Here is a 13,168-nt window from a genome sequence, read left to right as displayed (position 1 = left end):
AGGAGTCTTTGTGAAACAACAACGCTCAACCCCATTGTTAACCCTATCACCCATTGCTGCCGCCATTTTAGGTTTAACACTGGTATCAACTGCGCATGCTGAAGGTAACTCGCCAAGCAAACTAAAAGCGGTTACCGTTAATGCTGATGCCGACCAAGAAACGGCAACAGGTCCGGTTGAAGGTTACAATGCACGCCGCAGTGCAACTGGCTCAAAAATCGATGTTGCAATAATTGAAGTGCCACAAACCATCAATGTTGTCACCGCAGATAAAATTGAAGCCATTGGCGCAACGCGTGTAACAGAAGCATTATCATATACCGCAGGTGTGAATACCGCACCTTGGGGTGACTTACCACAATACGATTGGTTATACATTCGTGGTTTCGATGCTTATGCACCTGGTTTCTACCAAGATGGTCTTCAGATCCGTAACAGTGGTAACTGGGGTTTATGGCAGACCGAAAGCTACGGTATGGAGCGTATAGAAATTCTTAAAGGCCCCTCTTCGGTATTATATGGTCAAAATGGTCCGGGTGGCGTAGTAAACCTAGTTAGTAAAATGCCAACGCCATTTTCGCAAAATGAGCTGCAGATCAAGCTTGGCAATAACAGCCTCAAACAACTAGCCGTTGATATGTCAGGTCCAATTGACGACGACAGCGAGTATTTATATCGCGTGACAGGCTTAACCAAAAAATCTGATTTGAGTACCGATCCACTAGAAAACGATCGCGACTACCTAGCACTGTCAATGACTTGGCAACCAAGTAGCCAAGGGAAAATTACCTTTTACTCACAATACTACGACATTGAGTCTGGCGCTGCTTGGCACGCCTACCCAACAACAGGTACTATTTTGCCGAACCCTAACGGCCAAATCCCGTTTTCAACATTGATTGGTGAGCCTGATTTCAACCGCTACAACCAAGAGCAGTGGGTGGTAGGTTATAAAGGCGAATATCATTTCAATGACAACTGGCAAATCAAGCAACACGCGCGCTATGCGGAATTTGACGTTGACTATGGCGTCATTTGGGGTAAATGGGCGCAAAAAAATGCTGATAACCCAAGTGACCCTGAAAACTTCCGTTACTTAGCCCGTACTCCACTATCAAGTAAAGAGAAAGTCAGCGGCGCTACTATCGACACGCATTTGATCGGTCAGTTTTCACACGGCAACGTAGAACATACATTACTCATTGGTGCCGATTATCAAGATACAGAGATTGAAGTGAGAGCGCGCTACGGCGGTGTGTTAGCTGATCTTGATATCTTTAACCCGACTTACGGCTCAAGTGTGATCCAACCTGAACCTAATATCAAGGGTGTTTCCAAGCTAGAGCAATTTGGTATTTATATCCAAGACCAAATCAAAATTAATGAGAAGATCATCATTTCTTTGGCTGGTCGTTGGGATGAAGCAAAGCTAAAAAATGAGACGCTAGAAGGTCAAGTAGACCCGACATCAGTGCGTACAGACAGAGAATTTAGTGCTCGCGCCGGGGTTGTTTATTTAGCTGACAACGGCTTAGCACCTTACTTTAGCTACTCTGAATCTTTTGCACCGACAACCAATGTTGACCCTGCTACCGCTCGTCCTTTCTCACCTGAAACAGGTAAACAATACGAAACCGGTGTGCGCTATCAACCAAAGGACTCAACTTCAAGCTATAGTGCAGCGGTATTTGAGATTGAACGTAGTGACTTCACTCAGTGGGTATGGACAACCGAACCTGCTGGCTACAAACAAACGGGTGCCATCGTTGTACGCGGTTTAGAGTTTGATACCTTTGTACAACCAACTGAAAAAATGAACTTAACCGCTTCTTACGCTTATATTCCTAAAGCGGATGTCACTGAGAGTGGTCTTGATCCAAGACTTGCTGACGAAGTCGGCAAACAGGATAAAGCAGTTTCAAAGCATCAGTTTAATATCTGGAGTGACTATCAACTTACTGACGACTTCACTGTAGGTTTAGGCGCACGTTACACGGGTAGTAACAAAGGTACTGGTGAAAAAGCACCTAAAACCGTTGAGGGTTACACCCTGTTTGATGCCATGGCAAGCTATGATCTGGCACAATGGCGCTTTGCACTCAATGTGCGTAATCTAACCGACAAAAAGGTTATCGCTTCATGTGGTGAAACATCCTGCTCCTATGGCAGTCGCCGAAATATCGCATTAACTGCAACTTACCAATGGTAAGTGATAGCAACTAGAAATTAACTCTCACAAAAACGGCGCTACTCAGCGCCGTTTTTATTTCCAAAGACAAACCTTCCAAAGACAAACCTAAAGATAAAAATAAAGCGACCAGAGCCGCTCTATACTTTAACTTTAAACTTCGCTAGACACGTTCTAATACAGTGCGATCTTTAACCACCGCGAAATGTCCAACATCCAAGTCGTGAGACGAAACACTTTGGCTATTCAACCACTCGTACCACCATGCTTTATGCGCTTGCTCTCGACCTTTCATCCAAAATAGTTCAGCCTTACCGGTGTAAACAGGCAGCGTCTCAATATTGACAGCAGCCAAAAATAGCGGTTGGAAGGCCAGATATAAATGGTATAAGTCTTGAGCCGTTAACTGTCCGTAACCCGTCATAAACTCCGTCCTTGGGTGCTCAAACACTTGCTGCATCAACTTTTGAATGCCATCACTTGATATCTGCTGTTGAGCAGTACATTCAGTCAGCGTACTTTGTATTTCAACGTCTTGCATCAAGGCAAACCCACTTTCTTCGCTCAGTAATAAGCTGAAGAAGGTTTGTAGCTGCATCATTGGGCCTATTTGCTCTGCCAGTGTTGAGCGCTGTGCACTTGCATTAGGTGGCGAGTAAGGATCAAGTAAAAGCAGCTGCTCTACTTGCTCACCTTGTTGTTCTAACTCAGCGGCAATAGCGTGCGCCAACACGCCACCTAAAGACCAGCCACATAAACGGTAAGGTCCGCGAGCTTGCACTTTGCGAATTTCGCTCAGATGCGATGCCACCAGCGCAGATAAATCAGCAGCTTGCCCGGTTAAGGGATCAGGCTGATAGGTCAGTCCGTACACCGTGCGCTTGCCATCGAGATGCCTTGCCAAAGTAGTGTAGTCCAACACTTTACCAAAACCATCATGTAAGCAAAATAGCGCACTTGCAGCAGCTGATTTTTGATTCAGTGCGATAATAGGCTCGCTACAAAGTGTATTTCCAGAGCCGGTAGCGCCTTGCAATTCAGTCAACTGCAAGGCTAACTGACTCAGATCTGCGGTTTCAAACATGTGTTTTACCGCCATTTCAAAACCACGTTGGCGCATCAATGACACCACTTTTAGACATGCGATAGAATCGCCGCCAAGCGTAAAGAAATTAGCAAAACGACTGATATTATTGATTCCTAAAACCTCAGACCAGACTTGCGCCACACTTTGCTCCATGTCGTTTATTGGCGCAACAAACTCTCCGCTATCTTGCCAAACCGGTTCCGGTAAAGCGTCGCGGTCAATTTTCCCATTCGGGCTAAGTGGCAAGCGCTCAAGACTCAAAATGCTGTTTGGCACCATATAGTCAGGTAAGACTTTAGCTAAGATGCTTTTTAGCTCATCACTTGACTGTACTTGTTGAGACTGCACATAGCCGACTAAACGGTCGCCTGACGGCGAAGGCTTTGCCAATACAACGGCTTTTTGAATACCGCTAATACTTGCAAGCTGAGCTTCAATTTCTTCAAGTTCAATACGTAGGCCTCGGATCTTAACTTGGTGGTCAAGTCGACCCATGTATTCTATCAGCCCTTCTTTATTCCAACGCACCAAATCACCGGTACGGTAAAGGCGACCACCTGATGCAGATATCGGATCGGCAACAAATCGCTCTGCGGTTAAGTCAGGGCGGTTAAGATAACCCCGGCTCAACCCTACTCCACCTAAATAGAGCTCACCTACTACCCCTTGAGGAACTGGCGTCAAGTATTCATCGAGTACGTAGCAACTGGTGTTTGAGATAGCACGACCGATTGGAATTGTGGTTCGTGGCGCTTGCGTAAACTCCCAGTTGGTCACATGAATTGTGGTTTCTGTTGGTCCATATAAATTATGCACCTTGGCATTTGGCAGCGCAGCGAACATACGTTGACGAAGTTCCGGTGGCGCAGCCTCTCCTCCTACCATAATGTTACGTAAATAGTTCTCTTCATTGGGGTTAGTTTGCTCAATAAAGGCTTGTAGCATCGTCGGTACAAAACTTGCTGTTGTAACTTGTTGCGCCTTGATAAGTGCAATTAATTTGTCTGGATCTTTATGATCTCCGGGTTCAGATACTACAATGCGGCCGCCTTGACTCAGTGGGAAAAATAGCTCCCAACAAGACACATCAAAGCCAAATGGCGCCTTATGTAACACCGCATCCTCCCGTGTAAGCTGATACTCGCGCTGCATCCACTGCATACAGCTAACCAATGAGCGGTGACTAATAGCCACGCCTTTAGGTCGTCCCGTCGAGCCTGAGGTATAAATCACATAAGCCAGCTGCTCTGGGTGAGCATCAACAATGAGATTATCTTGGCTGTATGGCGCTAAGTCTATCTGTTGCCATACACACTGCGTGATCTGCTCAGGGAATGGCGGCAGTGCACCTACCCCTTCAGCATGAGTCAATAGCAACTGTACGCCACTTGACGCCACAATATATTGCAAACGCTCCGCTGGATAATCTAAATCTAGTGGTACGTACGAGGCGCCCACTTTCATGATTGCCAACAGACTTATCACGGTTTCAACACTACGCCACATGCCCACAGCGACTCGGCTCTCTATACCCACACCTCGTGATTGTAGATAATGCGCGAGCTGATTCGCTTGTTGGTTAAGCTCAGCGTAACGCACGTGATTGTTTTTAAATGTGACGGCAATAGCGTCAGGCTGTTTTTGCACCTGTGCTTCAAATAAGCGGTAGACCGCTTGCTGGGTGTTCTCTTTGGTGGTGTTTTCGCTCCACAAGCGCTGAGTTTGCCACGCATTGTCAGTCAACGCTTGCCAATCACCTAGCTGTTTTAGTGCAGGCTCTGCGACAAGCTGAGTCAACGCATTCAGTAAATAGCCACACAACTGCGCAGGTTCAACACTCGGTAGTGTTTGCGCTACGATGTTAAAGCCATCGCCAGCATCGTCAATAGAAACTCCAATAGGGTAATTGGTGCGTTCCTCACCGCCAAATACTTGCCAGCCATCATCGGTAACATAGAGCTTTTTCGAATCACCATGTTTGTGCGCATTTGGGCTATAGCGATAGTTCAACAGCGTCGAAAACAGCGGCGTTCCTTTCGCTACGTTGCTGCAAGATTGTGCTTTGGATAAGCTCGCACTTTCATGGCAAATAAGCGCAGTTAACAGCTGCTGCGCTTGTTGCAATCCTGATTTAAGATCTGCTTGGCGCAATCGAAAACGGATCGGCAATGTATTGATAAACATGCCAACAGCCCTATCGGCGCCTTCTCCACCTTGTGAGCGGCCAAACATCACCGTGCCAAATACCGGATCATTTAGTCCGGTCAGCTTTTGTAGCACCATCGCCCAAGCTAGGTGGAATACCGCCGCAGCACTGGTGTTTTGCTTTACGGCAAGGTGGCGCACTTGGGCGGCCAGTGCTTCAGGCACGGCAGTTTCGTGCGTTAGAATGTCCTCACCTGTGCCCTTAATATCTAACAACCCAAATGGCGCAGTTGGCGTTTCTATATCCCCTAATAATTCGCTAAAGAACGTATTTTGCTCCGCTTCGGCCTCTGGGTTTTGCTGCGCTAGCGCCACAAAATGTCTAAACGGCACAGGCTCTGGCAGTAGCGCTGCATTACCCGCTAAAATCATCTGCACTTCTTCAACGAGTACGTCTAAGCTGGTGTGATCCATCACTAAATGATGACTCGGCAGTTGCAACCAGCAGGTCTCGTCTTGCACTTCGGCAATAGCGATGGCGGCAATTAAAGGTGCACACAGTGTGTTTAGTCTAAAGTGGGTTGGATCTACGGCTTCATTTAAGCGTCTTGCTGCTGCCGTTAAGCCTGCTTCATCAGCAGCTAATGGCGCATCACAGGCATAATCTAACCACTTGATTTCCACTTTGGCCTGACGCTGCACGACTTGCACAGGCTCAGGCAGGCCCTGCCAAAAAATGGCTGTCCGCAGAATATCATGACGGGCAATAACCAGGTTAAGCGCATCAACAAATGCACTTAGCTGCGCGCGGCTTTCAAAACGTAATAGATTAGGCGTAATGTAAGCGTCGCCTTTTTCTTGCAAAGTATGGTGGAATAAAATTCCCGACTGCAGCGGTGCCAGCGGATAAATGTCTTGGACATTTTGGACGCCCCCATCTACTTGCTCGACGACTTTAGCTATCTGATCATTATCTAGACTGACCAATGGCAGCATTTCACTGGTGATAACAGCGGTATCCGTCGCAATCCCTGACCATGCGGTTTCTGGTGCCGTATCTTGGCGGTAAGGCGTAAGGGCAGCCGCGAAGTGTTTGAGCACTGGCTGACTAAATAAGGTTTTCACTTGTGCTTGCCAGCCAGCTTGGCGGGCACGCTCCACCAGCTTAATCGCCAGCAATGAGTGGCCACCTAACGAGAAGAAGTTGTCATCCCTGCCCACTCGCTCAAGGCCGAGTAAATCTGCCCATAGGTGTGCAGCCATGGTTTCAGCCTCACCTATCGGTGCGCTGTATTCTTGCGCTTTGGCCCATTGCGGCTCAGGCAAAGCTTTGCTATCGACTTTACCATTGGCTGTCAGTGGCATTTTATCTAACACCACAAACGCATTGGGCACCATATAATCCGGGACATTTTCACCAAGCGCTTGAGCTAATTGCTGCTCATCTTGAATACTACCAGTTACGTAAGCGACCAATTTATCGCCAGTAGCCAAGTGTTTAACTAAGACTTTGGCTTCACGCACTTGAGGTAAGCGTCTTAACTGCTCGGCAATTTCACCCAGCTCTATTCTAAACCCTCTGATCTGTACTTGGTCATCGCTACGACCTAGGTATTCAATCTCACCGTTTTGATTCCAGCGCGCCAAATCACCAGTACGATACATCCTTTGGCCATTACCTAACACGCTGTCTGCAACAAAGCGTTCGGCGGTTAAATCTGGTCGAGCAAAATACCCTCTGGCCAGCTGGATGCCTCCTATGTATAACTCTCCAGTAACGCCCTCAGGCACGGGGTTTAAACTGGCATCTAAAATATAGGTATGGGTTTGTGAAATACCTTGGCCAATAGGTGCCAAGCTTCTCTTGTCGTTAATAAAAGGCCAGTGGGTTACATGAATTGTGGTTTCTGTTGGCCCATATAGGTTGTTCATCACAACATCAGGCAGTGCCTTGTATGTGTCACGGAATAATTCAGCAGGCACGGCTTCACCACCACACATGATATGCCGCAGCGAGGTGCATTCAGCCACATCAGGTAGCTCGATAAAGGCCTGTAATAAAGCCGGAGGAAACGAGGTAATTGCGACTCTTTGCTGTTGGATAAGTCGCTTCAGTTCGAGTGGATCGCGTTGGTCACCAGGTTTTGCAACCACCACAGACATCCCTTCACTCAGAGGGAAGAAAATTTCCCAGCAAGACACATCAAACCCAAAGGCGGCTTTGTGCAATACCGCTTCCTCAGGTTGTGGAGAGTATTGTCTTGCCATCCATGCCATGCAGTTACTCAGTGCACGATGGCTGATCGCAGCCCCTTTCGGGCGACCCGTTGAGCCCGAAGTATAAATCATATAAGCCAATTGCTCGGGATGAATAGCCACGTCGAGCGGTTGGGCTGACAACGTTTGCCAAGGCAATTGTGCTAAGTTGACGACTGGCAGAGAAGCCAAATGGTGTGTGATCTGCGTATCTTTCAGCACCTCGGTTAATTTCGACTGTGCGTCAGGGTGAGTGATAATGGCTGTGAGTTGACTATTTTCTGCGATGTAAGCCAGTCGCTCTGGCGGATAATCTTGGTCCATAGGCACAAAGGCAGCGCCAGTTTTTAACACGCCTAATAACGTCACTACCGTATCCATACTGCGCTGTAGCGCTACACCGACTCTATCTTCGCGACCAATATTTAGGCTTTGAAGGTGCTGCGCAAGCTGATTTGAACGTTCATCCAGTTGTTTATAGCTCAAGGTTAAATCTGCAAATACCGCTGCCACTGCATCTGGCTGGGTGTCAGCCAAACGGCTAAACTTTTGCTGCACTGGGGTGGTGTCTTCTAGTTGTGGATTTAACCCCCAACGCTGCCATTGCTGCGTTTCACTATCGTCTAGCAAGTTAATGTCACCAAGGGCCATAGTCGGCTCAGTGAGCAAGGCAGCAAGCACTCGCTCAAAGTGCTGACTCATGCGAACAATGCGTTGTGTGGAGATGGCCTTTTGATCGTAAGTAAAGGTCAAAAAGCAAGCGCCTGCTCGGTTTTCATGAGCATCTAACACCAACTCAAACTGCACTTCTCCTGTGGTTGCGGGCAATTCACCCACTTTGAGCCCAGGCAACTGTTGTAACTGGCTTAAATCACCAAACTGATAGTTAAACAATATCTGAAATAACGGATGCACCTCGCTACTTCGCTCAGGTTGCAAGGCTTCAACCAATTGCTCAAAAGGTAAATCTTGATATTCTTGTGCTCCAAGTGTGGAAGTCTTTACCTGTGCTAAAACCTGTTGCAATGAAGTGCGGCTGTCAAAGCGGTTATCCTGCACTTGGGTGTTGACGAATAAGCCGACCAAATTGGCGACTTCAGCCCGTTGTCGATTCGCGATTGGCGTACCGACACGGATCTGCTCCATCCCAGTATAGCGCTGTAGCAATACCTGAAATGCCGTCAGCAATACCATGTAATGAGAAACCTGATGGCTGGTGGCAAAAGTACCTAGCTGCTGCGTTAAGCTCTGTGGTAATTGCCAAGCGTGTGAGGCACCGCGAGCGCTGCCATGCTCTGAGTTTTGAGCTAAACCATTATCCACCTTAAGCTGTAACACTGGCTGTTCGTCACCGAGCTTTTGCTGCCAATACGCTAACTGACGCTCAAGCTCACCGGCCGTCATCCAGTCTTTCTGCCATTTAGCATAATCTCCATAGGCAATATTCAGTGCTGGTAGCGCTGATTGGGCCAGCTGGCTCGATAAATCTCCCGGTGCAATTTCAGCGCTAAGCAATTGGCTATACAGCGCGGCAAATTCTCCCACTAAAATCTGTAATGAACCACCATCGGCAATAATATGATGCACTACCACCACCAGTTGATATTGGTTTGGCGCAAGCGTGAGTAACCCCACACGGATTAAGTTGCCTTGGGTGAGATTAAACGGTGTGTTTAACCATTGCTGACGCACCGCATCAATGTTATCACCCGCTCCTACCTCTACCTGAAAATCATTGGCAATCTCGATTGGTAGCACCTGCTGCTTTACCTCAGCATCAACTTGTACAAATTGCGTGCGAAGCGAACTGTGACGAGCAATTAATAGCTGAAAAGCACGTGTCAACGCACTCAGGTTTACCTCACCTTCAAGCTGTAATCCCCCAGTGATGTGATACGCTGCACTGTCTGGGTCTAAATGCCATAAAAACCACTGACGTTGCTGTGCATAAGACAGCTCAGCAGCCTCAGCTGAGTGATGAAAAGGTAAAACGGGAAACTGACGCATGTTCAGCCCATCGGCTTGCACCTTTTGATAGACCAGCTGGCGTTTATCTTGAGGTAACTGATGAAAGCGCTCAGCAATGCGTTGGATGACCTCACTGCTCATTATAGGTTCTCCATAAATGCTTCTAAGTCGAGCAAGGCATCTTCTTGCTCTGGATTTGTTTGTGCTGAAATAATTGCAGCTAAGTCTTTTAGTATTGGATTCGCAAAGGCGTCGCGCACCGCAATGTCTACACCAAATTGTGCTTGGATTTGACTCAGGGTTTCCACCGCAAGTAAAGAATGTCCGCCAAGTGCAAAAAAGTTGTCGTCACGTCCGACTTTTTCAAGCTGCAGTACTTGCTGCCATATCTCGGCCAGTCCACTTTCGATTTCACCTTGTGGTGCCGCAAACGTTGAAAATTGCTGTAGCGATGGCTCAGGTAAAGCTTTACGGTCTAGCTTGCCATTCACGGTGAGCGGCAATTTTTCAAGCTGCACAAACACACTAGGGATCATATATTGCGGCAACTGAGTAGTGAGTTGCGAGTTAAGCGTATCAGGCTCAAGCTCAGCGCCATTTGCTAGCACCAGGTATGCCACTAATTGCTCGCCACCAACGCTATTTTTCACTAACACCGCAGCATCAACTACATTGGCTAATTGCCTTAATTGGCTCTCTATTTCGCCCAATTCAATCCGCAAACCACGGATCTTCACTTGCTGATCTAAGCGGCCTAAAAACTCAAGTTGACCTTCATCATTCCAAACTACCTTGTCGCCAGTGCGATACATTCTAGCGCCTTGGCTGTTGCTATCGGCAAATGGATTCGCGACAAAACGATCGGCACTGAGATCCGGTCTAGATAAGTAACCGCGCGCCAAGCACTCACCGGCAAGATATAACTCTCCTGCCACCCCTATCGGCACTTGATTGAGTGCACCATCCAATACATAAGCTTGTACGCCAGAGATAGGTTTACCAATTGGAATTACGTCATCTTGCTGGTGACACTGCCAGCTTGTCACCTCTATCGCCGTTTCTGTCGGTCCATAAAGATTGTGCAGTGCCGTTTGTTCAAAGTAGCTAAAAAATTGCTGTTGGGTTTGCAAGGTAAGCATTTCACCGCTCGTAAATACTTGGCGTAAACTTGGGCATAAGGCTTTTCCGCCCAGCGCATCGCGTGAGCTGCTTATCCCCGTCATAAATGCTTGCAACATGGAGGGAACAAAGTGACAAACCGTCACCGCTTCTGTTTCAATAAGTTGCCGAATTTGTGACGGTTCTTTGTGTTGTTCTGGCGCTGCTAATACTAGGCTTGCACCTTGCGTTAATGGCCAGAAGAACTCCCAAATAGATACATCAAAACCAAATGGCGTTTTTTGCAACACCCTATCACTGCCTTGAAGCTGATAGCGAGTTTGCCCCCAAGCCAAGCGATTTGCGACGCCACGATGTACACATGCAACCCCTTTGGGCTTGCCCGTCGAGCCTGAGGTATAAATCACATAGGCTAAGTTATCTAAATGGATTGTCACATTGGGTGCTGTGGTTGGATAAGCGCTTAACTCTAAGTGCTCAAGCCATGTTACTTGAGCGCTGATATTCTCTGCCAGCTGCGCTTTTACTAGAACATGACTCAAGATACATGCACAGGCGCTTTGCTCAATAATATAGTGTAAGCGTGCCTCGGGCAGTTGAGGCTCGATTGGTACGTAAGCCGCACCTGCTTGAAGCGTAGCCAGCATCGCCACCACCATCTCAATGCTGCGCTCAAATAGCAATGCCACTTTCGACTCATGGCTGATATTTTGCGCCACCAAATACTGTGCTAATTGATTTACCCGTTGCTGTAATTCAGCATAGGTGACAGACTCGCCCGCAAACCTTAACGCAATCGCGTCTGGGGTTTTCTGTGCCTGAAGCGCAAATGCTTGAGGTACGCTAAGCAAGCTTGTTGAAGTTTTACCGCCAGATTCAAGCGCCGCTAAAGCCGCTTTCCGCTCAGCACTGTTCAGTAAAAGATCGCGAATTTGAGTCTCTGGAGCTTGGCAAAAGGTGCGCAGGAGCGACTGATATTGCTCGTCAAATGTAGAGATCCAAGCCGTTGAAAGTTTATTGCTATCAACACGCCATTGTAATTGCACGCCACCATCACTTAGCTCGGTTGTATCTAGCGCAAGGTCGCACATTATGCCCTGAGTCAAACTAAAGTAATTGGTCAACGAGGCACCATGCAATTGTGCTAAACCACTGCTGCTATCTTTGAGGTGATTGAACATCACTTGATAAGGCGTTGCGCCCTGCAAGTTAGGTTGAAAACGCTTCATCAGTGAATCTATGGGGATGTCTTGTTGCGCTTGGATTGCTAATGCCTGTTTGGCACAGTTACGCAATAGCTGCTGTAGCGTCAATTCACCAGCAACAGGCAACCGCATCAGCTGTATATTAACAAAAAAGCCGACCACATTATGGGTAGCAAACTGATTCCGATTTGCCACCGGAACCGCCGTCAGCAGCTCATCTTCGTTTGTGTATCTATGCAGCAAAGCTTGATACGCAGTCAATAACACGACGAATAGCGAGACCCCTTGTTCACGCGCAAATTGTGTGACTTGTGCTGCCAATTGCGCGGGTAACTGAGTAACGAGTTGCTCTGCCTTAGGTACACTATTCGCTGAGTTTGCCACACCAAGTTCAACCACAGGCAAGGAACCTGTGAGTTGCTGCTGCCAAAATTGCCACTGCTGCTGTACTTGCTCCGCATCACTGTTAAGCCAATCATTTTGCCACTGAGCAAAGTCAGTATAATCTAGCCGGTTCGCGTCATGGGTGATGGGTTGAGCGAGACTCGCTTTTTGATAAATTTCAACGAAGTCTTTAATAATCAAGCTCTTCGACCACGCATCACTAATTATGTGGTGCATCACGACTAAGAGTACATGCTGCTCTGGAGCAAATTGCAACCACTGCATTCGCATCAAAGGACCGGTCCGTAAATCAAAGGGCGTTGCAGCGAAGCGCGCTAACCTTGCTTTATAAACCTGTTCCTGCGCTTGTTCGCGACTCAGCTCTGTATCATGTGCTTGCAGTGCTGCAACTTCAGCGACTAATTCATGTTGCTCAACCCATTCCAGCGGTAAGCTCTGTGTCGGCAAAACCACTTGCGCAGGTTTGGCGCCTTCCCCTTCAACAAACTGAGTACGCAACCCAGCATGGCGCTCGGCTAAGTGATCTAAGCTTGCACGCAGCGCGCCTTTGTCTAGATGGCCACTTAAACACATCCCCCCACCAAGGTGGTATGCGGTATTTTCAGGGTTGATCAACCACTCAAACCACAGCCTTTGCTGCGCCGCCGATAACGGCGCTTGAAGTTTGCCAAGTTTTTTAATTACTGGCGCACTCGACTGAACTGGCTGTTTATCCTCGAGCTGTTTAAGCATGGCTTTTTTCTGCGCCAGTGTCATATTGCCTTTGCGCGCTGCCAATAGTGCATTGATCGACAT

3 protein-coding genes are annotated in these 13,168 nt (G+C 47.7%); 1 reads left to right on the top strand and 2 read right to left on the bottom strand.

Going from position 1 to position 13,168, the window contains the following annotated elements:
• The first annotated feature begins 10 nt into the window (after positions 1 to 10).
• Positions 11 to 2,209 (top strand): TonB-dependent siderophore receptor, encoded by a 2,199-nt coding sequence (locus GSF13_RS08845; protein ID WP_206471360.1) that lies wholly within the window; start codon positions 11 to 13, stop codon positions 2,207 to 2,209.
• A gap of 142 nt (positions 2,210 to 2,351) precedes the next feature.
• Here GSF13_RS08845 and GSF13_RS08840 read toward each other — a convergent pair whose 3' ends face one another.
• Entirely contained in the window at positions 2,352 to 9,785 is a 7,434-nt protein-coding gene (locus GSF13_RS08840) for a non-ribosomal peptide synthetase (RefSeq protein ID WP_211867946.1), read from the bottom strand.
• Positions 9,785 to 13,168 carry a non-ribosomal peptide synthetase gene (locus tag GSF13_RS08835; protein WP_211867944.1) on the bottom strand — a complete coding sequence of 1,128 codons (3,384 nt, stop codon included), beginning with the start codon at positions 13,166 to 13,168 and terminating at the stop codon, positions 9,785 to 9,787. The genes GSF13_RS08840 and GSF13_RS08835 overlap by 1 nt, the downstream gene beginning before the upstream one ends.

Origin of the sequence: Pseudoalteromonas sp. M8 (genome assembly GCF_018141365.1) — a bacterium.
Classification (GTDB): domain Bacteria; phylum Pseudomonadota; class Gammaproteobacteria; order Enterobacterales; family Alteromonadaceae; genus Pseudoalteromonas.
Note: the sequence above shows the minus strand (reverse complement) of the source record. Positions and strands in the feature narration are given on the sequence as shown.